General features: G+C 67.1%; 22 protein-coding genes and 1 tRNA gene. 16 read left to right on the forward strand and 7 right to left on the reverse strand.

Annotation, left to right across the window (positions count from 1 at the left end; translation table 11 throughout):
• Positions 1–49: 49 nt before the first annotated feature.
• The 4 genes from ygfZ to AC1DFR_RS06280 all read left to right on the forward strand — a co-directional run bounded on the left by ygfZ (position 50) and on the right by AC1DFR_RS06280 (position 3,890).
• Positions 50–1,132: a CAF17-like 4Fe-4S cluster assembly/insertion protein YgfZ gene (gene ygfZ, locus AC1DFR_RS06265; RefSeq protein WP_476872986.1), complete on the forward strand. Its 1,083-nt coding sequence runs from the start codon at positions 50–52 to the stop codon at positions 1,130–1,132.
• Positions 1,133–1,146: 14 nt separating this feature from the next.
• On the forward strand, positions 1,147–1,542 hold the full coding sequence (locus AC1DFR_RS06270) for an ankyrin repeat domain-containing protein (protein WP_028276529.1): 396 nt from the start codon (positions 1,147–1,149) through the stop codon (positions 1,540–1,542).
• Between the two features lie 139 nt (positions 1,543–1,681).
• The gene (locus AC1DFR_RS06275; RefSeq protein ID WP_476851314.1) at positions 1,682–2,245 is read left to right on the forward strand and encodes a PadR family transcriptional regulator; all 564 of its coding nucleotides are present in this window, start codon (positions 1,682–1,684) and stop codon (positions 2,243–2,245) included.
• Positions 2,246–2,327: 82 nt separating this feature from the next.
• Positions 2,328–3,890 (forward strand): MFS transporter, encoded by a 1,563-nt coding sequence (locus AC1DFR_RS06280; protein WP_476851313.1) that lies wholly within the window; start codon positions 2,328–2,330, stop codon positions 3,888–3,890.
• 16 nt (positions 3,891–3,906) lie between these two features.
• Here AC1DFR_RS06280 and AC1DFR_RS06285 read toward each other — a convergent pair whose 3' ends face one another.
• From AC1DFR_RS06285 to AC1DFR_RS06305, 5 genes are all read right to left on the reverse strand, one after another.
• Positions 3,907–4,617 carry a GNAT family N-acetyltransferase gene (locus AC1DFR_RS06285; protein ID WP_223913802.1) on the reverse strand — a complete coding sequence of 237 codons (711 nt, stop codon included), beginning with the start codon at positions 4,615–4,617 and terminating at the stop codon, positions 3,907–3,909.
• 114 nt (positions 4,618–4,731) lie between these two features.
• A complete protein-coding gene (locus tag AC1DFR_RS06290) occupies positions 4,732–5,757 on the reverse strand; it encodes a 6-phosphofructokinase (RefSeq protein ID WP_018773638.1) in 1,026 nt (341 codons plus the stop codon).
• 227 nt (positions 5,758–5,984) lie between these two features.
• Positions 5,985–6,239, reverse strand: coding sequence for a PspC domain-containing protein (locus AC1DFR_RS06295; protein WP_476851311.1), 255 nt, complete (start codon positions 6,237–6,239; stop codon positions 5,985–5,987).
• 3 nt (positions 6,240–6,242) lie between these two features.
• Positions 6,243–6,506 (reverse strand): hypothetical protein, encoded by a 264-nt coding sequence (locus AC1DFR_RS06300; RefSeq protein WP_028276533.1) that lies wholly within the window; start codon positions 6,504–6,506, stop codon positions 6,243–6,245.
• Position 6,507: 1 nt separating this feature from the next.
• Positions 6,508–8,142: a PspC domain-containing protein gene (locus AC1DFR_RS06305; protein ID WP_476872987.1), complete on the reverse strand. Its 1,635-nt coding sequence runs from the start codon at positions 8,140–8,142 to the stop codon at positions 6,508–6,510.
• Positions 8,143–8,266: 124 nt separating this feature from the next.
• Here AC1DFR_RS06305 and AC1DFR_RS06310 point away from each other — a divergent pair, with 124 nt between their 5' ends.
• Positions 8,267–9,649, forward strand: a complete 1,383-nt coding sequence (locus tag AC1DFR_RS06310; RefSeq protein WP_476872988.1) for an ATP-binding protein — start codon at positions 8,267–8,269, stop codon at positions 9,647–9,649.
• Complete coding sequence (locus AC1DFR_RS06315) at positions 9,646–10,323, forward strand: LuxR C-terminal-related transcriptional regulator (protein WP_476872989.1); 678 nt, start codon at positions 9,646–9,648, stop codon at positions 10,321–10,323. The genes AC1DFR_RS06310 and AC1DFR_RS06315 overlap by 4 nt, the downstream gene beginning before the upstream one ends.
• A gap of 204 nt (positions 10,324–10,527) precedes the next feature.
• Here AC1DFR_RS06315 and AC1DFR_RS06320 read toward each other — a convergent pair whose 3' ends face one another.
• Positions 10,528–11,745 (reverse strand): pyridoxal phosphate-dependent aminotransferase, encoded by a 1,218-nt coding sequence (locus AC1DFR_RS06320; protein ID WP_476872990.1) that lies wholly within the window; start codon positions 11,743–11,745, stop codon positions 10,528–10,530.
• Positions 11,746–12,021: 276 nt separating this feature from the next.
• Between AC1DFR_RS06320 and AC1DFR_RS06325 the strand changes: the two genes are divergently transcribed.
• The 10 genes from AC1DFR_RS06325 (at position 12,022) to AC1DFR_RS06370 (ending at position 20,949) form a co-directional block, all read left to right on the forward strand.
• Positions 12,022–12,094 (forward strand) — tRNA-Trp (locus AC1DFR_RS06325).
• A 79-nt stretch (positions 12,095–12,173) separates the two neighbouring features.
• Entirely contained in the window at positions 12,174–12,458 is a 285-nt protein-coding gene (gene secE, locus AC1DFR_RS06330; protein WP_028276538.1) for a preprotein translocase subunit SecE, read from the forward strand.
• A 113-nt stretch (positions 12,459–12,571) separates the two neighbouring features.
• On the forward strand, positions 12,572–13,441 hold the full coding sequence (nusG, locus tag AC1DFR_RS06335) for a transcription termination/antitermination protein NusG (protein ID WP_476872991.1): 870 nt from the start codon (positions 12,572–12,574) through the stop codon (positions 13,439–13,441).
• 129 nt (positions 13,442–13,570) lie between these two features.
• Positions 13,571–14,002 (forward strand): 50S ribosomal protein L11, encoded by a 432-nt coding sequence (rplK, locus tag AC1DFR_RS06340; protein WP_018773647.1) that lies wholly within the window; start codon positions 13,571–13,573, stop codon positions 14,000–14,002.
• Positions 14,003–14,186: 184 nt separating this feature from the next.
• Positions 14,187–14,894: a 50S ribosomal protein L1 gene (gene rplA, locus AC1DFR_RS06345; protein ID WP_018773648.1), complete on the forward strand. Its 708-nt coding sequence runs from the start codon at positions 14,187–14,189 to the stop codon at positions 14,892–14,894.
• Positions 14,895–15,067: 173 nt separating this feature from the next.
• Entirely contained in the window at positions 15,068–16,207 is a 1,140-nt protein-coding gene (locus tag AC1DFR_RS06350) for a GNAT family N-acetyltransferase (protein ID WP_476872992.1), read from the forward strand.
• 167 nt (positions 16,208–16,374) lie between these two features.
• A complete protein-coding gene (locus tag AC1DFR_RS06355) occupies positions 16,375–17,484 on the forward strand; it encodes a GNAT family N-acetyltransferase (RefSeq protein WP_028276541.1) in 1,110 nt (369 codons plus the stop codon).
• Between the two features lie 326 nt (positions 17,485–17,810).
• Entirely contained in the window at positions 17,811–18,404 is a 594-nt protein-coding gene (gene rplJ, locus AC1DFR_RS06360; RefSeq protein ID WP_028276542.1) for a 50S ribosomal protein L10, read from the forward strand.
• Between the two features lie 77 nt (positions 18,405–18,481).
• Positions 18,482–18,853, forward strand: a complete 372-nt coding sequence (gene rplL / locus AC1DFR_RS06365; protein WP_028276543.1) for a 50S ribosomal protein L7/L12 — start codon at positions 18,482–18,484, stop codon at positions 18,851–18,853.
• A 242-nt stretch (positions 18,854–19,095) separates the two neighbouring features.
• Positions 19,096–20,949: a bifunctional metallophosphatase/5'-nucleotidase gene (locus AC1DFR_RS06370; RefSeq protein ID WP_476872993.1), complete on the forward strand. Its 1,854-nt coding sequence runs from the start codon at positions 19,096–19,098 to the stop codon at positions 20,947–20,949.
• A gap of 95 nt (positions 20,950–21,044) precedes the next feature.
• Here the strand turns inward: AC1DFR_RS06370 and AC1DFR_RS06375 are convergent, their stop codons facing one another.
• Positions 21,045–21,530 carry an aminoacyl-tRNA deacylase gene (locus AC1DFR_RS06375; RefSeq protein ID WP_223913811.1) on the reverse strand — a complete coding sequence of 162 codons (486 nt, stop codon included), beginning with the start codon at positions 21,528–21,530 and terminating at the stop codon, positions 21,045–21,047.
• Positions 21,531–21,551 lie beyond the last annotated feature (21 nt).

Consider the following 21,551-nt stretch of genomic DNA (forward strand, 5'->3'; position numbering starts at 1 on the left):
TCCCTGCCGGGGCCGGAATACGCACAGAGCTAAGGACGTTCCTTTCAATATGACTATCAAAAGCCCCCTGTTGTCGCGCCCGGCCGCGGTTGAGGCCGGCGGCGCCGATGCCGGCGTCGCCGCCCACTACGGCGAGCCGCTCCGGGAGCAGCGGGCGCTGGCCGCCGGCACCGCCGTCGTCGATCTCTCACACCGCGGCGTGGTGACGGTCAGCGGGCCGGACCGCCTGAGCTGGCTCAACACGCTGTCCTCCCAGCAGCTCACTTCCCTGGCCCCTGGCCAGTCCACCGAACTGCTGTTGCTGAGCGTGCAGGGCCGGATCGAATTTGACGCCAGGGTGGTGGACGACGGCGCCACGACCTGGCTGATCGTCGAGGCAGCCGAGGCGGCCCCGCTCGCCGAATGGCTCAACAAGATGAAATTCATGCTCCGGGTCGAAATCGCGGACGTCTCCGCCGACTGGGCCGTACTCGGCTCCACGCACCGCATCCCGGAATGGGAGGCGCTGCAGGCCTGGGAAGACCCGTGGCCGCACGTCGGCGCCGGCGGCTACTCCTACGCTGTGGTGGGCGAGGACGCCCATCCAGGACTGGAACGGCCGTGGTTTGAGTACCTGGTCCCCGCGGACCAACTGGTCGCGACCGTGGACGACCGTGCCCTCGCCGGCACCATGGCCTCCGAAGCGCTGCGGATTGCGGCGTGGCGGCCCCGGTGGGGCGCGGAAACGGACGACAAGACCATCCCGCATGAGCTCGACCTCCTCCGCACTGCCGTGCACCTGGCCAAGGGCTGCTACAAGGGCCAGGAGACGATCGCGCGCGTCCACAACCTGGGCCACCCGCCGCGCCGTCTCGTGTTCCTCCAGCTCGACGGTTCCCAGCACACCCTGCCCGCGGCCGGCAGCGAGGTGCGTGCGGGCGAGCGCAAGGTGGGCGCCGTGACCTCCGTGGCGCAGCACTACGAGATGGGCCCCGTCGCCCTGGCCGTGATCAAACGCTCCGTCGCCCCGGAGGAGGTCCTGACCGTCGTGGACGGGGACGAGCCGTACTCCGCGGCCCAGGAAGTCATTGTGGCCCCCGACGCCGGGCAGGTGGTGGGCCGCCAGACCGGCTTCCTGCGGGGCACCCGATGAACGGCGGGTCCAAAGTGAACGAGCCGGGCGCCGCGCCCGACGACGAGACACTCGCGCTGGCGCACGCGCTCTTCGACGCCGCCCGCGAGGGCAACTCCGCGCTGCTGGGCAGCTACCTGGCCGCCGGCGCCCCGGCCACGCTGACCACCTCCTCCGGCGACTCGCTGGTGATGCTGGCGGCCTACCACGGCCACGCCGGCACTGTCCGGCTGATCCTGGACCACGGCGGCGACGCCAACACGCCGAACGACCGCGGCCAGACCCCGCTGGCCGGTGCTGTCTTCAAGGGCTACACGGACGTGGCCCGGGAACTGCTGGACGCCGGGGCCGATCCGGACGCCGGCACCCCCACCGCGCGGGCCGCCGCGCAGATGTTCGCCCGGACGGACATCCTGGCCCTCCTCGGCTGACCAATCGCGCCTGGGGCCGGGGCGCGGCCGGCCCGGGTTGGGGAGGATTGCCCTCAAATACTCCACGTGGAATAATCTTTAGTGGAGTAACTGCCGTTTAGGCCGAAGAGAACACTGCTAAACCGAGAAGGACTGCACCATGGCCCGGGCAACCGCATTGACACCCCTGGGTGTCGCCGCACTTTCCCTGCTCGTGGAAGAACCGATGCATCCCTACGAGATGTACCAGCTCCTGATCGCGCGGCACGAGGACCGGCTGGTCAAGGTGCGGCCAGGAACGCTTTATCACGCCGTCGGGCGGCTCGAGGATCAGGGGCTGGTCACAGCCACGGGAACGGACCGGGGAGGCAACCGTCCGGAGCGCACCACCTACACGATCTCGGCTGCCGGCCGCGAAGCGTTCACGACGTGGCTGCAGGACATGCTCGCCGCCCCGGTCAACGAATACCCGGCCTTCCCGCTGGCCGTCTCCGAGGCCTACAACCTGCCCGCCGGCGTCGTCGTCGAACTCCTCGACCGGCGCCTTCAGGCGTTGGAGGAACAGCTCGGCTTCCTGGTCTCCGGCGAGGAACTGCTCGCGAAGAAGGGCGTGGAGCGCAAGTACTGGATCGATGTCCAGTTCCAGCAGAGCACGCTGCGCGCCGAAATCGCCTGGATCCGCAGCCTCCAGGACCAGCTCCGCTCCGGCGAACTGCCGTGGTGAACCCCGCGCAGGACCGCGGCCGGGACCCGGCCGCCCCACACACAGCCCATCCACCGTTTCACACCAGCCCCTAAGGAACCGCATGGAAAACGTAGCCCGGCCATGGCCGGCACTCTGGTCCCTGGTGATCGGCTTCTTCATGATCCTGATCGACACCACCATCGTCTCGGTGGCCAACCCCAGCATCATGGAGGGCCTCAACACTGACATTAACTCGGTGATCTGGGTCACCAGCGCCTACCTGCTCGCCTATGCCGTGCCGCTGCTGATCACGGGCCGGCTCGGGGACCGTTTCGGTCCGAAAAAGCTCTACCTCTCCGGACTCGTCGTCTTCACCGTGGCATCGCTGTGGTGCGGCCTCTCCGGCAGCGTCGAGATCCTCATCGCGGCCCGTGTGGTCCAGGGCCTCGGCGCGGCGATGATGACGCCGCAGACCATGGCCGTCATTACCCGGATCTTCCCCCCAGACCGCCGCGGAGCGGCCATGGGCATCTGGGGTGCCACGGCCGGCGTCGCCACGCTGGTTGGCCCGATCCTCGGCGGCGTGCTGGTGGACGGCCTCGGCTGGGAATGGATCTTCTTCATCAACGTTCCCGTCGGGATTGTCGGCTTCATCCTCGCCCAGCGTTTCGTGCCCTCGCTGACCACCCACCCGCACAAGTTCGATATTCCCGGCGTACTGCTCAGCGCCCTCGGCCTGTTCCTCCTGGTCTTCGGCATCCAGGAGGGGGCGACGTACGACTGGGGCACCATCGCCGGCCCCATCACCGTCTGGGGCCTGATCATCAGCGGCATCGCCGTGCTGGTGGTCTTCGTCCTGTGGCAGAAGTTCAACACGGGTGAACCGCTGCTGCCCCTGTCCCTTTTCAAGGACCGGAACTTCTCGCTCGCCAACATTGCGATCACCACGGTGGGCTTCACCGTCACCGCGTTCAGCCTGCCGCTGATCTTCTACTACCAGATCGTCCGCGGACTGACCCCGACCCAGTCGGCGCTCATGATGGTGCCGATGGCGCTGATCTCGGGCGGGCTCGCCCCCGTCGTCGGCCGGATCATCGACAAGGTCAACCCGAAATTCATCACCGCGACCGGCCTGGTCCTGATGTCCGTGGCGCTGTTCTGGAATGCCCTGCTCATGCACCCGGACACCCCCATCTGGCTGTTCCTGCTGCCGAGCGCAGTGCTGGGCTTCGCCAATGCAGGCATCTGGGCGCCGTTGAGTTCCACCGTCACACGCAACCTGCCGCCGCGGCAGGCCGGAGCCGGCTCAGGCGTCTACAACACGACCCGCCAGATCGGCGCCGTACTCGGCAGCGCCGCCATCGCCGTCCTGATCCAGTCGCGGCTGGCGGCCGAGCTCCCCGCCCGGCCCGGAGCAGGCGCAGACGCCAGCCCGATGGGCTTCGGCGGGGCCCTGCCGGCGGAGCTTCATGAGGGGTTCTCGACGGCGATGGGCCAGTCCATCCTGCTGCCGGCGGCGGTCATCCTGCTCGGCGCTGCCGTGGCGCTGTTCTTCGCCAAGCCCAAGCCGGTCCAGGGCTGGGGCGAACCAGATGCTGCCGCAGCCACAGCCGCAGCAGCGGACACGGGTAAGGCAGACACCGACAGGGCAGACACGGACAGGGCCGCCGCGGAGCGCGGCTAGCCTGGCGGCATCCGGATCAGCCCAGCAGCACGCTGGTCTGGATGCCGCCCGCGGAAAATCCCAGGCTCCGGGCCAGCGCCAGCGACCCCTTGTTGCTGACTTCTGAACGCCACTGCAGCGTCAGTCCGGCTGCGAGGGCCTCGTGGGCGGCTACTGAGGCGGCCAGCTTGCCCAGGCCGTGGCGCCGCCATTCGGGCGCGACCAGAACGCCCATATGGGCCAGGAGCCCTTCCCATTCGGCATACGCCCCGCAGGCCACGGGCGTCCGCCGCCCGTCTTCCAGATGCAGGACGGTGAAGCGGTGTTCCAGGTCGGCGAGGCCCACCTCGTTGACGTCGTCGGGCGGGCAGAAGGTCTCCAGCTCGATCGCTTCCGGGTTCCCGTGCGAGACCGTCAGCTCCCCGGCAGGCTGCTGCAGGGGGAGGTCGTCGGCGAAGAAGAGTGCCGCGGCGCCGAGCCCGTGGCCGCCGTGCCCGCGGGTGATGGTCAGCAGCGTCACGTGCTGGGCCAGTTCCTCGTCCGAGAGACCCTCGGCGGCGTCCAGCGCCCACTGCGGGCCCACCAGGGCGGAGTTGCCGAACAGGCGGACGAACTGCAGGGACCGGGCTGTCTCATCCGCCCGGGTGAGCCTCACGCCGGCGGCAGCCGCGAAGGCGCCGTCGTCGAACCCCAGGCGGCGCGCCCATGCGAGCTGGACAATTTCTGCGGAACCGGGCTCAAGAGTCATGAATCAACCCTACCCATCGCGGCCGCGCGCCCGGCTCTTCCCTGCCTGGCTGCGGCGTTGCCCGCCCGCTTCTTCCCTGCGGGCCGTCCCCGAGCCGGACCCGCCGGTGTCCGCTTAGCCGAAGAGGACTGCGGCCTCGTCGTAGCGGCTCTGCGGTACGGACTTGAGGTTGCCGAGTGCGGCGTCGAAACCGACGTGCACAATATCCGTGCCGTGCAGCGACACCATGGTGCCCCAGCGCTTTTCCACTACCGAATCGATGGCGGCCATGCCCAGGCGGGTGGCCAGGACCCGGTCGAACGCCGTCGGGACGCCACCGCGCTGGATGTGGCCAAGGACCGTCGCGCGGGTCTCGATGCCGGTGCGTGCCTCCAGTTCGGGGGCAAGCATTTCGGCGATGCCGCCGAGGCGGGGCCGGCCAAAGGTGTCGAGGCCGCGCTCCGAATGCGGGGACTCCTGGCCTTCGGGCACAAACCCCTCGGCGACGACAAGCAGCGGGGCGCGGCCACGGTCGTGGGCGGAGACGACCCATTCGGCGATCTGTTCCATGGAGGCCTTCTGCTCCGGGATCAGGATGGCGTGGGCGCCCGAGGCCATGCCGGCGTGCAAGGCGATCCAGCCCACATGCCGTCCCATGACTTCGGCAATCATGCAGCGGTGGTGGGACTCTCCGGTGGTGCGCAGCCGGTCGATTGCCTCGGTGGCGATTTCCACGGCCGTGTCGAAGCCGAAGGTGTAGTCCGTGGCGTCGAGGTCGTTATCGACCGTCTTGGGCACGCCCACGATTTTGAGGCCGGCGTCGGTGAGCCGCTTTGCGGCGGCCAGCGTGCCCTCGCCGCCGATGGCGATGATGGCGTCGATCCCGAGCCGGTCCATGTTGGCTTTGATGACCTCGGGACCGCCGCCGTTCTCAAACGGGTTGGTGCGGGACGTGCCCAGGATGGTGCCGCCCTGCTTGGCGATGCCGCGGACCATGGTGCGGGGAATTTCCACGATGTCGCCCTCGACAACGCCGCGCCAGCCATCCTTGAATCCTACGAACTGCTGGCCGTGGACCGCGATTCCTTTGAGGACGGCGCCACGGATGACGGCGTTCAGGCCGGGGCAGTCTCCGCCGCTGGTGAGGATTCCAATTTTCATGTCTTGGCTCAAATCCTGGTTTGAAGGGGTACAGGCAGAGCGCCACGCTGAGCTCACCCTAGAGTCTAGTGGCGGGTGTGGGGCAGGACACAAACGGTTACAAAAGGTGCCCCCGCCATGATGGCGGGGGCACCTTTTCGTGGTGCGGCGCAGCTACCGGGGAAGGTTGCCGCCGGGCCGGGCCGCGGGGCCGGGCCGGCCTGTGATTGGCCGGCCTGTGATGGATGTCAGGGCCGGGAGGAACGCTTCGAGAGGAAGCTTTCGAGGACGATTGCGTTGCGCTGGTCCGGGAGGAGGAGCCAGGCCGCGAGGTAGACCACGAACGCCGGGCCAGGGAGCAGGCTCAGGAGCAGGTAGGCGATCCGGACATAGGCCACATCAACGTTCAGTTTGGCGGCAACCCCGCCGCAAACGCCGCCAACCCAGCGCTGCGGACCACGTTTCAGGCCGAGGCCCCGGATGGTGTCAAAGAATTTATCCATGGGTCAAGACTTCCCTGTAGTTGACTTATTGTCACGCCTGCGTGCCGAGACCAGGCCGCCCACGACCAGGGCACCCCCGGCCCCGATCATCAGGCCGATCAGCACATAGGTGCCGTTGAGGGCCACGAGGCCGAGCCGGGAAATGATGATCAGTGCAGCCAATGCCACCACTGTCAGTCCCCAGACCACTGTGCCCACCCGGGCGGGCGAACCCGCCTCGGGGTCGTGCCCGGCATCGGCCAGCGGCGAGTCGTCATAGCTGCTCATGTCAGTTGCCTTCCTTGATGGTCACGTTGCTGACGGTGCCGGAGATCTCCAGGACCAGCCGGGCGCCCGGTTTCGCGGTGTTGTAGTCGCTTTGCTGCGTCGTCATGCCGCCGCGGTCCTGGTTGCCGTCGTGGAGGTTGCCCATGGTCATGTCCGCCTGGATGTGCACCGGAACGGTGGCGGGGATGACGACGGTGAGGTTGCTGGCCGTCGCGTCGATCGGAACTACGACGTCGGAGCCCAGGGGCGGATTCAGCGCCAGCTTGGTCAGGTCCGCGGTTCCGGCGCCGCCGGTGATCTCGAAGCCGCCTTGGGCCTGCTGAATGCTCGCCGGCGTCCAGTCGGCGTTCTGGAAGCGGAACCGGTCCCCGTGCGGGACCACGCTGAAGATGGCGCCGATCAGCAGGGCCACGACCGCGAAGAAGCCCAGGATCCCGGAGGTCCGGCCCCGCAGCCCTGCGAACAGGATCCCGAGGCCCAGGATGGCCGCGCCGAAGGCCCAGACCAGCGCGTTGCCGGCATCGCCGAGATCGATCACGTTGGCGGCGTCGAGGGCCTTGATGCCCCCGCCCACCAGGAGGGCGGAGCCGACGGTGATGGCGACCGCCGGAGCGCCCGGGCCAAGGTTGCGCGCGGCCGGTGCAGGCGGTGTGGCGCCGGACCCCGGTCCGTAGCCGCCTGGGGGAACAGGACCGGGCGGGACGGGGCCGGACGCAATGGGTCCCGACGGCGGAGGCGGACCCCAGCCCGGGCCGGTGCCGGTGACTCGAGAGCTGTCAGCCGGGTCGCCATACGTCCGGCCGCCGCCCTGCGGGAAGCTGCCTGCTGATTGCGGCCCGGCGGCGGTGCGGGGGCCAGCTGCAAAAGCCGCGGCGCCGGCCGGGCTGCCTGAGTCGTAACGCGAAGGCATGCCAGTGGCTCCGTCCCGGATCTTGTTGCGTTGGGTCAGGTAGTAGACGAGGTAGATGGCACCGCCCACCCAGAAGACGGTCCAGACGAAGGCGCCGAAGCCGAAGCGGTCCCAGCCCCAGACCCCGGTGCCCAGGCTGGGGAAACCGATGACCGAGGTGATGAGCGCGCCGGTCATGCCGGCTGTCCACCGCCCTGCGGCGGCCTCCTGGACGTGAATGCGGCCGTCGGGTTCGGGCAGCAACGCCCAGGCCAGGCCGTAGGCGAGAACGCCAATTCCGGCGAAGACGGTCAGGACGATCAGGACGCCGCGGATAATCAGCGGATCGACGCCGAGCCGGTGGGCTATGCCGCTGGCCACGCCGCCGATCCAGCGGTCGCGTCCGCGGTAAATACCCTGGCTGCGGATCCAGTCGAAGAAATTCTGGGTTTGCCGGCCGGGCAACGGCCCATTCGGGTCGCCGGGCGGGTAAAGCCGCGGCGGCTCCGGCGGCGCGCCGCCCGGCCCGGAGAAGGCCGGAGCGGGCTGGCCCGTGCCTGGAAGTTCGGGGTCGGGACGTTCCGTATGCGGAAGGTCCGTGACGGAACGCTCAGTGTGCGGAAGATCCGTGGCGGGAGGTTCCGGTTCTGGAAGTTCCGATTCTGGAAGTTCGGGGTGGGATCGATCCGTGGCCGGCCGGTCTGCGGAGGCCGGGCCTTCATCGGGGTGCGGAGTGTGCGGGTTCATACTTCGATCCTTCCCGTTCCCGGCGCCGGCCTCTACTGGGGAACACCCTGAACGGTCCCTGAGTGGCCCCCGGTTGGGCCCTCAAACGCGTCCGGGAAACCCCGATCCGTGCTTGGATTGAGGCATGACAACCGCGCCCGCCCGCCCGCCGCTGGTCCGCAGCAGCGACCGCGTGATTGCCGGCGTGTGCGCGGGCCTCGCCAACCACCTGGGCTGGCCGGTGCGCATGGTCAGGATCGGCATGGCAGTGGCTGCGCTCGCCGGCGGGGCCGGGGTGGCCTTCTACGCCTGGCTTTGGATCATGGTCCCCACTGCGGATGAAAACGCCCGGCGCAACGCCCGCCGCCCGGCGTCGCCCATCGCTCCGGCAGTGAGCTTCCCGGACACCCCAGGCGTGGCAAACCTGCCCGACGCCCCCGGCATGCCTGGAGCCCCCGGAAGCAGTGGAACGCCAACGACGGCGGCGCCGGGGTCCTGGCGGTCCAAAGTTTCCGGCATGCCCTTCGGCAAGGAGATCCTGCTGGGCGCGGGCCTGTTGCTGGCCGCCGGGATCCTGATCGCCCGGCTCCTGGGGGTCGACGTGCCGCTGGGTACCCTGATCCCGGTCGCGGCGATCCTGGGCGGTGCCGCGATCGCCTGGATGCAACTGGACGAGACCCGCCGGGCGGGGCTCGTGGACAAGACCAAAGCGGACCAGGCCGGCGGCTGGGCCCGCCTCGCGGCCGGGCTCGCCCTCGTCGTGGCCGGCGTGCTGGTCATGGTGTCCGGCTCGGGGTCCTGGGAACAGACCTGGCTCGCCCTCCTGGCCTCGGTGGCCGTGCTCGGCGGCGTGGCCCTGGTGCTTCTGCCATGGGGGCTGAAGTTCTGGCGCGACCTGGAAACAGAGCGCGCGGGGCGGGTCCGCGCCACCGAGCGTGCCGAGATCGCCGCCCACCTCCATGACTCCGTGCTGCAGACCCTCGCCCTGATCCAACGCCGGGCCGGCAACGAGCACGATGTCATCAGGCTGGCCCGCGCGCAGGAGCGCGAGCTGCGTGGCTGGCTGTACCGGGACGCCGACAAGGAATCCGGTCAGCTGTCCGACGGCATCAAGGCCGCCGCAGCCGAGGTCGAGGACGCCCTGGGGAACGCCGTCGAGGTGGTCAGCGTGGGGGACTGCGCCATGACCCAACGCCACGAGGCCCTCGTCCAGGCATCCCGAGAGGCCATGCTGAACGCCGCCCGGCACGGCGGCGGCGCCGTGTCCGTCTACCTGGAAGTCACCGACGCCGCCGCGGAAGTTTTCGTCAAGGACAGGGGCCCGGGCTTCGATCCGGATTCCGTTCCCCCGGACCGGCTCGGCGTCAGGGAATCGATCATCGGCCGGATGAACCGCCACGGCGGCACCGCCGCGATCACCAGCAGCCCGGACGGCACCGAAGTGCGGCTCCGGCTGCCCGTCGCCGCCGCCTCTGCCGGAACTGCCTCGGCCGCCGCCAACAACGCCAACGGAGAGGCCAAACCGTGACCAGCCCAGCATCAGCATCAGGAAACCCCGCACCGATTCGCGTGGTGATCGTGGACGACCACGCCATCTTCCGCTCCGGGTTGAAGGCGGACCTGGACCCGGACATCGTCGTCGCGGGGGAGGCCGGAACGGTGGAGGAGGCAATCGCCGTCATCGCAGTCCAGCGCCCCGACGTCGTGCTCCTTGACGTTCATCTTCCCGGCGGCCGGGGTGGCGGCGGACGCGAGGTCCTGGCCGGCTCGGCGCCCCTGCTGGGCACCACGCGGTTCCTGGCGCTGAGCGTCTCCGACGCGGCAGAAGATGTGGTGTCCGTGATCCGGGCCGGCGCGCGCGGCTATGTCACCAAGACCATTTCCGGCGCGGAGATCAGCGGCGCCGTCCGCCGCGTGGCCGGCGGCGACGCCGTCTTCTCACCCCGGCTGGCGGGCTTCGTCCTGGACGCGTTCGGCACGGCCCCCGCGGACATCGCCGACGACGAGCTCGACAAACTCTCGGCGCGGGAGCTCGAAGTGATGCGCCTTATCGCCCGCGGCTACAGCTATAAGGAGGTGGCCAAAGAACTGTTCATCTCGATCAAGACCGTTGAAACCCACGTCTCGGCCGTGCTGCGCAAGCTCCAGCTCTCCAGCCGCCACGAGCTGACCCGCTGGGCCGCCGAGCGCCGGCTCCTGTAACGACAAACGCTCCCGCACGTCCGGCGCCTAGGACCCGGACGCTCCCGCACGTCCGGCGCCTAAAACCCGGACGCTCCCGCAGGTCGGGCGGTACATGCGGCGGACGCTCGTCGGGTTCTGCGGGAGCGTCTGTAGGTATGGTGCAGGACCTGCGGGAGCGTCAGTAGGAATGGTGCAGGACCTGCGGGAGCGTTTGGTGGGTTACTAGTTGGCCTTGCCGAGGAAGTCCTGCAGGCGGGCGACGCCCGTGGCCAGGTCGTCGTCGCCGAGTGCATAGGACAGGCGCAGGTAGCCGGACGGGCCGAACGCCTCGCCGGGAACCACGGCCACCTCGACCTCGTCCAGGATCAGCGCCGCGAGTTCGGCAGAGGTGGCCGGCCGCACCGGGCCGTTCGCAGACGGGAACTCCTTGCCCAGCAGCGCGCGGACGTCCGCGTACACGTAGAACGCGCCCTTCGGCGTCGGGCAGTCAACGCCGTCAATCGCGTTCAGGCCCGCGACGATCGCCTTGCGGCGGCGGTCAAAGGCCACCTTCATCTCATCGACGGCGGTCAGCGGCCCGGACACGGCCGCGAGGGCGGCGACTTGGGGGATGTTGGAGACGTTCGACGTCGCGTGCGACTGCAGGTTGGTGGCGGCCTTGATGACGTCCGCGGGCCCGATCATCCAGCCCACACGCCAGCCGGTCATGGCATAGGTCTTCGCGACGCCGTTGAGGATGACCACCTTGTCGCCGAGCTCGGGCACGGCGGTGGCGATCGAGGTGAACGGCACGCCGTCGTAGGTCAGGTGTTCGTAGATCTCGTCGGTGACAACCCACAGGCCCTTGGACGCTGCCCACTGGCCGATCTCCTTGACCTGCTCCGGCGAGTACACGGCGCCGGTGGGGTTGGAAGGGGAGACGAAGAGCAGGATCTTGGTGCGCTCGGTGAGGGCCGCTTCCAGCTGATCCACGGTGACCAGGTAGCCCTGCTCCGGGCCCGCGAAGACCTCTACCGGCACGCCGCCGGCCAGCCGGATGGCCTCCGGGTATGTGGTCCAAAACGGGGTCGGAACAATGACCTCGTCGCCCGGATCCAGCAGGGTGGCGAAGGTGTTGTAGACGGCCTGCTTGCCGCCGTTGGTCACCAGCACCTGGGACGCCGCCGCCTGGTAGCCGGAATCCCGGAAGGTCTTGTCCGCGATGGCCTGCTTCAGTTCGGGGAGCCCGCCGGCGGGGGAGTAGCGGTGGTATTTCGGCTGGCTGGCGGCCTCGATGGCGGCCTGCACAATGTAGCCGGGGGTCGAGAAGTCGGGTTCCCCGGCTCCGAAGCCAATAACCGGACGGCCGGCTGCCTTCAGCGCCTTCGCCTTGGCATCGACGGCCAGAGTGGCGGATTCGGCTATGGCGGAAATGCGCTGGGAAATGCGGGCAGCAGACATGGGCGGGTCCGTTCTTCGCTGGCAGCTGGAAGGCTGGATGTGGGATTCGACGAAATCTACTCTATGCTGTTCAGCGGATCCCCCGGGGTGCCTGAACCCGAATGTGACTGACGGCTGTCAGTTGGTTTTCGCAGGCACGCAGGGGTCCGAAGAGGGCCGGTTCGACGTAGACGCAGTTGTTGCGTAGACTGGTTCTCCGGTGTTGAAAACACGATGATGGCCTGCGCCTCAGGGAAGCCTGTGGGACGCATCGGCCGGAGCGGTTTTTCTCCCCGAAGGGTAGTGGCGCAATTGGTAGCGCAGCGGTCTCCAAAACCGCAGGTTGCAGGTTCGAGTCCTGTCTGCCCTGCGCATGCTGTTCCGGATTATCCGGAACCAGCGCAGCAACCATGGTTCAGTTCAGAGCCGGGTATCCGATCATTGCGAGGATGAGTGAGGACCAGGTGACCGAAACAGCTGCCAGCAGCTCCAAAGGCCGCCCCGCCAAGAATGCCGCCAAGCCCGGCTTCTTCGCTCGTATCGCGATCTTCATCCGCCAGGTCATTGGCGAACTGAAGAAGGTCGTCGCACCGACCCGTAAAGAACTGATCAACTACACACTCGTGGTACTGGTGTTCGTGACCATCATGATGGTGATCGTCACCTTGCTGGACCTGGCCTTTGGGACCGCGGTCAGCTGGGTCTTCGGCGGCAGCGGCCCCACGGACAGCTAAGGCGACCGGTCCGCAGACTGCGTGGATGCCCCGGGAAACCGGAGATTCCGCGGGGTGTGCGGAATTGAGTCATTTAAATAGGCATGTTAGGCAATGAGGAAGCAGGAGACCAAGTGTCTGAGCAGGAGCTCGAGGTAACTGAGACTGAGCTGGATAAGAGCCAGGACGCCGCGGTGGAAGCCGCGGAAGAGTCCGAGGCTGTGTCTGCTGCGCCCGAATCCGACGTCACTGACGAGGCCGTAGCCACGGAAGCAGAAGCGGCAGACGACGCAGAGGCAGCAGTTGCAGCCGACGCCGACGACACCGACGCTGATGAGGCCGACGACACCGACGCTGATGAGGCTGACGCCGACGTGCTGGCAGCGGCGGCCGCCAAGGCCGACGTCGACCCCGCGGACGAGTTCAAAGCCAAGCTGCGCCGCCAGGAGGGTGACTGGTACGTCATTCACTCCTACGCAGGCTACGAGAACCGCGTCAAGGCCAACCTTGAGACCCGCATCCAGACCCTGGACATGGAAGATTACATCTTCGAAATCCAGGTTCCGATGGAGGAAGTCGTTGAGATCAAGAACGCTCAGCGCAAGGTCATCAACCGTGTCCGCATCCCCGGTTATGTCCTGGTCCGCATGGACCTGACCGACGCTTCCTGGGGTGCCGTCCGCCACACCCCCGGTGTCACCGGCTTCGTGGGCAACGCCCACAACCCGGTCCCGCTGCGCCTCGATGAGGTCTTCTCCATGCTCGCGCCGGTCTTCGAAGAAGAGCAGGCCGAGAAGGGCAAGCCGGTCAAGCACGCCGCCGCCCAGGTCGACGTCGACTTCGAGGTTGGCGAGTCGGTCATCGTCAAGGAAGGCCCGTTCGAGACCCTCCCCGCCACGATCTCCGAGATCAAGATCGATTCCCAGACCCTCGTGGTGCTGGTGTCCATCTTCGAGCGCGAGACTCCGGTCACCCTGGCGTTCAACCAGGTCAGCAAGATCTAGCTTTTCCCTAAGAATTCGCCCCGGGCTGCCCGCTTAGCAGCCACGGAGCGGCCGGCCGCCTTGCCATGGCGGCCACCAACCTGAGGCACGCTCCTGTGCCCCAGGACGTATTTGAGAGAAGGACCTACATTGGCTCCCAAGAAGAAGGTCACCGGCCTCATCAAGCTGCAGATCCAGGCAGGTGCCGCTAACCCGGCCCCGCCGATCGGTCCTGCGCTCGGCCAGCACGGTGTCAACATCATGGAATTCTGCAAGGCGTACAACGCTGCGACGGAAGCCCAGCGCGGCAACGTTATCCCCGTGGAAATCACGGTCTACGAGGACCGTTCCTTCACGTTCATCACCAAGACCCCGCCGGCTGCAGAGCTCATCAAAAAGGCTGCAGGCGTCGCCAAGGGTTCGGCTACCCCGCACACCGTCAAGGTTGCCAAGCTGACCCAGGCCCAGGTCAACGAGATCGCCACCACCAAGATGGAAGACCTCAACGCCACCAGCCTCGAAGGCGCAGCGAAGATCATCGCCGGCACCGCCCGCTCCATGGGTATCACCGTCGAGGGTTAATTCCCCACCGCTGATGCGCCGGGATCGGGAAACCGGTCACGACGCCGTCAGCACCGCCGGCCAGCCGGCACCACCTAAACAATGAAGAGCGGAATTCCGGAACGGATACACCAGCCGGAATGCCGCCTGTGGCAGGGCCCAGCGCGGTCCGCAGACCACAACTGCACAAGGAGAAATAAGCAGCATGGCAAAGCGCAGCAAAGCATATGAGGCAGCCGCGGCCAAGATCGACGCGGAGAAGTTCTACGCGCCGTTCGAGGCAGTGACGCTCGCCAAGGACACCAACCCGTCCAAGTTCGACGCCACCGTTGAGGTCGCTTTCCGCCTCGGCGTTGACCCGCGTAAGGCCGACCAGATGGTCCGCGGCACCGTCAACCTGCCGCACGGCACCGGTAAGGTCGCCCGCGTCCTCGTCTTCGCAACGGGCGACAAGGCTGAGGCCGCAATCGCGGCCGGCGCCGACTTCGTTGGTTCCGATGACCTGATCGAAAAGATCGCAGGCGGCTGGACCGACTTCGACGCCGCCGTCGCCACCCCTGACCTCATGGGCAAGGTTGGCCGCCTCGGTAAGGTCCTGGGTCCGCGTAACCTGATGCCGAACCCGAAGACCGGCACCGTGACCGCTGACGTCGCCAAGGCCGTCAACGACATCAAGGGCGGCAAGATCGACTTCCGCGTCGACAAGCACTCGAACCTGCACTTCATCATCGGCAAGGTTTCGTTCGACGCCATCAAGCTGGCCGAGAACTACGCAGCCGCACTGGAAGAGGTCCTCCGCCTCAAGCCGTCCGCTTCCAAGGGCCGCTACATCCAGAAGGCCACCGTGGCCACCACGTTCGGCCCGGGCATCTCGGTTGACCCCAACGTCACCAAGGTCCTGACCGAGGTCTAGTCCTCACCGGATCCACGGAACTGCGGCTTCGCTGACGTCGCCGGTTCCAGCCTAAGGCCGTCCCGCAACTGCGGGGCGGCCTTTTGCCGTCCTGCGCCGGGACCCCGTGGCGTGCGAAACGTTTGGCATCCGGGACCCTTGGTGCCGCCGGACTTGCCGGTTAGGCTGTCCCGGTGACTACGCCGTCGTACCTCATCGAGGAACTCTCCCTGCCCGCCAGCCTTGATGCCGCCGACACCGATGCCGCTGACACGGCGGAGTTCCTCGAATTCATGGAACTCTGCGATGAGCTCATCCTGCAGACTTGGGGCAACCTGGACCGGGCATCGTCCGCGGCGGCCCGCGTGCAGTACTGGCGGGACACGGCGTACACCCGGCTGCGGCTCTTCTTCGTCCGCGTCGACGGGCGCATGGCCGCCAACTCCTGGGTCCGCTGTGAACTGCAGGAGAATCTGGGCAGTGCGCTGCTGCACGTGAGCGTCCTGGATGCCTTCGCCGGGCGGGGGATCGGCCGGGCACTGCTGGAGCACGCCGAGGCGCTGGCCGCCGCCGACGGGAGGACCATCCTGCAGACCTTCACCGAGCACCCGGCCGATTTCGACGTCGATGGCATCAACCTCATCAAGCCCGCCACGGGGACCGGAGCGCTGCCCGCCGGCGCGCCGGGCGTCCGTTTCGCCGGAAAAGCCGGCTACCGCCTGGAGCAGGTCGAACGGTTCAGTTCGCTCGACGTCCCGCCCGCCGCGGACCTCGACGCCCTGGAACGGGACGCCCTGGCCCGCGCGGGGGACTATGAGCTGCTGCACTGGACCGATTCCTGCCCGGAGGAACATGCCGCCCAGCTCGCGGTGCTCATGTCCCGCATGAGCACCGATGCCCCCTCCGGTGCGCTGAGTTACGAGCCGGAAATCTGGGACGTCGCCCGGGTCCGCCACGTCGAGGACACCTGGCGGCGCGCCGGCCAGTCCTCCCTCGTGGTGGCGGCACGGCACCGGGCCAGCGGCGAACTGGCCGCCTATACCGTCCTGCAGACAACAGCCGACAAGCCCTGGCTGGCCAACCAGGACGATACCCTCGTCGCTGTGGGCCACCGCGGCCACCGGCTTGGCATGCTCATCAAGATCCGCAACCTGCGCCTGCTGCGGGAGTCCTACCCAGCGGTCCGGCGCGTCCTGACGTACAACGCCGCCGAAAACGACCATATGCTCGGCATCAACATCGCGTTGGGCTTCAAGCCGGCAGGCTACGACGGCGAATGGCAGCGGACCGCTGCCGCCGCGGACGCAGCCACCGGCAATGAGATCCGGAACTGACCAGGCGCCGGCTGGGGCGGAAGCCGCCGGGCGCAGACTGGAGCGGAAACTGCCCGGCGTCACCAATGGAACAGCGGCCCAAACCAGCATATGCTGGCGGTTGAAAGCCCGGTTTGAGCCGGGCCGTACCGATGGTGGGTGGCACAACGGCTGGGAAGATGCCCTCTATGGCAAACGATGTACGGATTGAGCAGCTGTGGATCCCCGATTCCCTTGACGCGCCCGATGCCGCCGACTTTCTCGCCGCCATCGAGGTGGGGCGCAGGGTCCGGATGCAGACCTGGGGCACCGACGACCTCGCCTACGCGCCGCAGGAAAAGCTGCTTGAGATGGCGGACCCCTACGAACGCCAGGTGATCCTCGTCGCCAAGATCGACGGCGTGATTGTCGGGACTGCGGACATCGCCCTGCCGCTGGTGGACAACCTCGATCTCGCCGAATTCACGCTCGACATCCTGCCGGAATTCCGGCGCCAGGGCGTGGGGAGGCAGCTGCTGGCGGCCGCCGAACATTTCGCCCGGGACGAGGGCCGCCACACGATCCTGATCGACACCAACCACCCGGGATCAACCCTGACGGACCCGGAGGCCGAACAGCTCGTGCCCGGCAGCGGTGTCGGGTTCGTCCCGCTGGGCAGCCGTGACGTGGAATTTGCCCGCCATACCGGCTACACCCTGCAGCACATCGAGCAGTTCAGCTCCTGTGCGTTGCCGCTGGACACCAAGCTCGTCGCCGATCTGGAGGCCGAGGCCGAGGAAGCCAATGCCGGCCGATACCGTCTGCACCACTGGACGGACCGGTGTCCTGACCAGTGGCTCGAGGCCGTCGCCGCGCTGGAAAACCAGGCAGGCGAGGACGAAGTGCCGGGGCCGGATGCCCAGGAAATGGTGTTCGACGGCGGCATCCTCCGGGAAGCGGAGGAAGTCACCATAGCCCAGGGCCGCCGGACGGTGGTCACCGCCGTCGAGCACATCGCCAGCGGAACGCTCGTGGGCCTGACCACCATCAGTGTCCTGGCCCTGCGCCCGGACGTCGTCTTCCAGGACGACACGGTGGTGCTGCAGGAACACCGCGGCAACAAGCTCGGGCTGCTGATCAAGGTCGCCAACATGGAACGGCTCAGCGAACAGTTCCCGGACGCCCGGGTCCTGTACACGTGGAACGCCCCGGAGAACCGCTACCTCCTGAAGGTCAACCAGCAGCTGGGCTTCACGACAGCGGGCGTGACGGGTCTCTGGCAAAAAGAACTCCCCAACTTCGGACCGGCTGTCAGCTGAGGGCTGTTCACCCGGCACTGCCCGCCGGGCCCGATTTGGAACACGCGCGCCGTGTCCCGTAAGCTTGGAGGACCAAAGACCGTCGGTTGTTGGAAATCCACTCTCCCAAGCAAGACTCACTTCTGCAGTCGCGCCGGGAGAGCGCAGTGGATTTCCGGACGAAGGACCCTGAACATAGGGCGGCCGGCGCAGGTGAACGAAGCAAAGCTCCGCGGTCATGGACCGCGTCGAGACAAGCCCCGTGCATCTGCGCGGGGCGTTTTTTAGTTTTTAGCTCTTTTGAGCGGGGACCCGGACATACCGGCACTATCCCCGGAAGGAGGGTTATGGCAACGCCTAGCAAGGTTTCAGCAGTAGCTGAGATCACTAACGATTTCAAGGAATCGAACGCCGCTGTCCTGACCGAATACCGCGGGCTCACCGTTGCACAGCTCAAGCAGCTGCGTGTCTCTCTCGGCCAGGAAACCAAGTTCTCGGTCGTCAAGAACACCCTGACCGCCATTGCAGCCAAGGAAGCTGGTGTCGAAGCATTCGACGGTCAGCTCGCCGGCCCCACTGCAATCGCGTTCATCAAGGGTGACGCAGTTGCAGCTGCCAAGAGCCTGACGGATTTTGCCAAGGCCAACAAGCAGCTGGTCATCAAGACCGGTTACTTCGAGGGCAAGGCACTGAACGCCAGCGAAGTTGCTGCCCTGGCAGCACTCGAGTCCCGTGAGCTGCAGCTCGCCAAGGTTGCAGGGATCCTCAAGGCTCCTGCTGCCGCCGCTGTACGCATCATCGACGCACTGCGCCTCAAGCTTGAAGAAGAGAACGGTGCACCGGCAGCAGCCGAAGCACCCGCCGCTGAAGAAGCTCCCGCAGCAGATGCAGCAGCCGAGGCCGAAGCACCGGCCGAAGCCGCAGCCCCCGAAGAGAACTAGTCCTCTTCTCCATAAGACTCCGGTGCGACAGCGAGCCTCAGGGCCGCCGCGCACCACTATAGGAAGGACGCCACACCATGGCGAAGCTCACCAACGAAGAGCTCATTGAAGCTTTCAAGGAACTGACCATCATCGAGCTCTCCGAGTTCGTCAAGCTCTTCGAAGAGACCTTCGAAGTTACTGCTGCTGCCGTTGCCGTTGCCGGCCCCGCCGCTGCTGCAGAAGAAGCTGAAGAGAAGACTGACTTCGACGTCATCCTCGAAGCTGCTGGCGACAAGAAGATCGCAGTGATCAAGGAAGTTCGCGCCATCACCTCCCTGGGCCTCAAGGAAGCCAAGGACCTGGTTGACAGCGCACCCAAGGCTGTTCTCGAAGGCGCCACCAAGGAAGCTGCCGAGAAGGCAAAGGCTCAGCTCGAAGAAGCTGGCGCCCGCGTTACCCTCAAGTAACACCCGCCGTCCGGATCCATCGCGGTCCGCACTGCTCAAAGGAAACCCCGTCCACTCAGTGGGCGGGGTTTCCTGCGTTCCCGGACCGGAATCCACGCTGGCTGGAGCGCTCCCGTCGCCCGGGATGAACGGCGTCCAAGGATTTGGCAAAGTTTTTCTGATACCCCTGTCGCAGTTGTAAAGCCGCCCCTAGACTGTGGATTTGTGCCCACCGGCCCCCTACGTTCAGGAGTTCACCCACCATGCCGAACCCACACGATGCACCCTCCCGCCGCGCGATGCTCACAGCCGCCCTCGTCGGCGGCAGCGCTGCCGCAGCCGCACTGGCGGGAGCCCCCGCAGCCCAAGCCTCTGGCGAACGGGCGGCCACGGGCGGGCCGGACGGCAAGGCGCACTTCACGCTGACAGTGCTCGGCACCACAGATCTGCACAACAACGTCTTCAACTGGGACTACTTCAAGAACGTGCCCTATGCCGACGCCGTCGGGAACAAGATCGGGATTGCCCAGGCTGCCACCCTGATCAACGCAATGCGGGCCGAGCGCGGAGCGGCGAACACCTTGACCATCGACGCCGGGGACACCATCCAGGGCACGCCCCTGGCCTACTACTTCGCCAAAATCCAGCCCATCTCGGCCACCGTGAAACACCCCATGGCGCTGGCCATGAACGCGATCGGCTATGACGCCGCGGGGCTGGGAAACCACGAGTTCAACTACGGCATTCCACTGCTGCGCACCTGGGAGAAGCAGCTGGACTTTCCGCTCCTGGGCGCCAACGTGCACGACGCCGTCTCGGGCCAGCGCGCCTTCACGCCGTACGTCCTGAAGCGGGTCAAGACGGACAACGGCTGGGTGACGGTGGGCCTGGTCGGGTTCGTGACGCCCGGCTGCGCCCTCTGGGACCGCGACAACGTCCAAGGCAGGCTCGATTTCAACGGCATCGTCGAAGAGGCCAAAGCTGTCATTCCGCAGGTGAAGGCCGCCGGCGCGGACATCGTCATTGTCACGAGCCATTCCGGGGCGACTCCGGGGTCTTCCTACGGCGACGCCCTGCCGTTCCCGGAGAACGCCTCCACCCAGCTGGCGGAGGAAGTGCCCGGCATTGACGCCATCCTGGTCGGGCACGCACACCTGGAGATCCCCGAGCGTTTCGTCACCAACAAGGCCACCGGCAAGCAGGTGCTCCTGACCGAGCCGCTCAAGTGGGGCATGCGGGTATCTGTCATGGACCTCGAGCTCGCCAAGGTGCAGGGGCGGTGGGCCGTCACGTCGGCGCATGCGCACTTGCTGGACGCCAAGACGGTGAACCCGGATCCCGCCGTCGTCCGGGCCGTGCAGGCCGGGCATGAGGCCACGGTGAACTACGTCAATGAGGTCATCGGAACCTCCACGGCACCGCTCAGCACGGCCACCGCCTGCTGGGAGGACTCCGCAGCGATCGACGCCATCAACTATGTCCAGGCGAGCACCGTCAAGGCTGAGCTGGCCAACGGTCCCGCGGCCGGGCTGCCCGTGCTGTCCATTGCCGCGGCCTTCTCCCGTGCTGTGGATGTCAAGGCCGGGCCGCTGACCATCCGCGACGTCGCAGGGCTGTACATCTTCGACAACACGCTGCTCTCCGTCAAGGTCACGGGCGCGCAGGTCAAGGCATACCTGGAGTGGTCCGCCCAGTACTTCAAACCGGTGACCGCTACCACAGCCAGGGCCCAGGACGTCACCAATGCCGTGACCGCCACGGCACCGAACGGCACGCCGGACTACAACTACGACGTTGTCTACGGCCTGGACGCGCCGCTGAACTACGAGATCGACCTCGCCCGGCCGGCAGGGGACCGGATCGTCAAGCTGACCTACGGTGGCGAGCCGCTGCGGCTCGAGCAGGAATTCGCGCTGGCCATCAACAACTACCGGCAGAGCGGGGGCGGCAACTTCCCGGCCGTGAAGAGCGCGCCCGTGCTGTCCAACAGCCAGCAGGAGATCCGGCAGCGCATCATCGACTACGTCGTGGACCGCGGGACCTTGGACGTTGCCGTGTTCAGCCAGGCCAACTGGCGCCTCACCGTCAACGGGGCACCCCTCTCGGTTACGGCCTGACGCCCGGTCAAACAGCAACGCGGGGTCACTTCCGGCCCATCCCGACCGTCCGGATGGGCCCGAACTGACCCCGCGTTGTTGTTAACCCGGGCGCGCTAGTTGGGTTCAGTGATGTCGGCGACGACGGCGCCCAGCGCCGCCGTCAGGGCATCCGCGTCCACGAACGCGCTGTAGCCATGTTCCCCTGCGCCCATGGAGATCCGCCGGCCCGTGATGGTCTGGTCGGCGTAGACGGGCCAGGGGCGGATGCTGCCGAGCGGTGTGATGGTCCCGCGCTCGTACCCGGTGGCCTCGAAAGCCGTATCCGCCGCCGGCAGCGAGAGTTTGTTGACGCCCAGCAGCGCCCGCAGCTTGGGCCAGGAAATCTGCCGGTCTCCGGGGACCAGCGCGAACAGGAAACTGCCGTCCTTGTGCTTGACCACGAGCGACTTCACGATATCCGCGGGCCGGATCCCGAGGATACCGGCCGCCTCCTCAAGGCTGCGGGCGGCGAGGCGTTCGACGATCTCCACGTCCAGCCCCCGCGCCGCGGCGTCGGCGAGGAACCGTTCGCGGCCGCTGGTTGTTTTCTGCTCTGGCATCGCGTCAAACCTTCCTGACTC

The sequence above is a fragment of the Arthrobacter sp. 05T410 genome (genome assembly GCF_056396505.1).

What these genes read in the sequence shown, in the direction of transcription:
- ygfZ (WP_476872986.1), top strand. Translation starts at nt 50, where the DNA reads ATGACTATCAAAAGCCCCCTGTTGTCGCGCCCGGCCGCGGTTGAGGCC.
- AC1DFR_RS06275 (WP_476851314.1), top strand. Translation starts at nt 1,682, where the DNA reads ATGGCCCGGGCAACCGCATTGACACCCCTGGGTGTCGCCGCACTTTCC.
- AC1DFR_RS06280 (WP_476851313.1), top strand. Translation starts at nt 2,328, where the DNA reads ATGGAAAACGTAGCCCGGCCATGGCCGGCACTCTGGTCCCTGGTGATC.
- AC1DFR_RS06285 (WP_223913802.1), bottom strand. Translation starts at nt 4,617, where the DNA reads ATGACTCTTGAGCCCGGTTCCGCAGAAATTGTCCAGCTCGCATGGGCG.
- AC1DFR_RS06290 (WP_018773638.1), bottom strand. Translation starts at nt 5,757, where the DNA reads ATGAAAATTGGAATCCTCACCAGCGGCGGAGACTGCCCCGGCCTGAAC.
- AC1DFR_RS06295 (WP_476851311.1), bottom strand. Translation starts at nt 6,239, where the DNA reads ATGGATAAATTCTTTGACACCATCCGGGGCCTCGGCCTGAAACGTGGT.
- AC1DFR_RS06300 (WP_028276533.1), bottom strand. Translation starts at nt 6,506, where the DNA reads ATGAGCAGCTATGACGACTCGCCGCTGGCCGATGCCGGGCACGACCCC.
- AC1DFR_RS06305 (WP_476872987.1), bottom strand. Translation starts at nt 8,142, where the DNA reads ATGAACCCGCACACTCCGCACCCCGATGAAGGCCCGGCCTCCGCAGAC.
- AC1DFR_RS06310 (WP_476872988.1), top strand. Translation starts at nt 8,267, where the DNA reads ATGACAACCGCGCCCGCCCGCCCGCCGCTGGTCCGCAGCAGCGACCGC.
- AC1DFR_RS06320 (WP_476872990.1), bottom strand. Translation starts at nt 11,745, where the DNA reads ATGTCTGCTGCCCGCATTTCCCAGCGCATTTCCGCCATAGCCGAATCC.
- secE (WP_028276538.1), top strand. Translation starts at nt 12,174, where the DNA reads ATGAGTGAGGACCAGGTGACCGAAACAGCTGCCAGCAGCTCCAAAGGC.
- rplA (WP_018773648.1), top strand. Translation starts at nt 14,187, where the DNA reads ATGGCAAAGCGCAGCAAAGCATATGAGGCAGCCGCGGCCAAGATCGAC.
- AC1DFR_RS06355 (WP_028276541.1), top strand. Translation starts at nt 16,375, where the DNA reads ATGGCAAACGATGTACGGATTGAGCAGCTGTGGATCCCCGATTCCCTT.
- rplJ (WP_028276542.1), top strand. Translation starts at nt 17,811, where the DNA reads ATGGCAACGCCTAGCAAGGTTTCAGCAGTAGCTGAGATCACTAACGAT.
- rplL (WP_028276543.1), top strand. Translation starts at nt 18,482, where the DNA reads ATGGCGAAGCTCACCAACGAAGAGCTCATTGAAGCTTTCAAGGAACTG.
- AC1DFR_RS06370 (WP_476872993.1), top strand. Translation starts at nt 19,096, where the DNA reads ATGCCGAACCCACACGATGCACCCTCCCGCCGCGCGATGCTCACAGCC.
- AC1DFR_RS06375 (WP_223913811.1), bottom strand. Translation starts at nt 21,530, where the DNA reads ATGCCAGAGCAGAAAACAACCAGCGGCCGCGAACGGTTCCTCGCCGAC.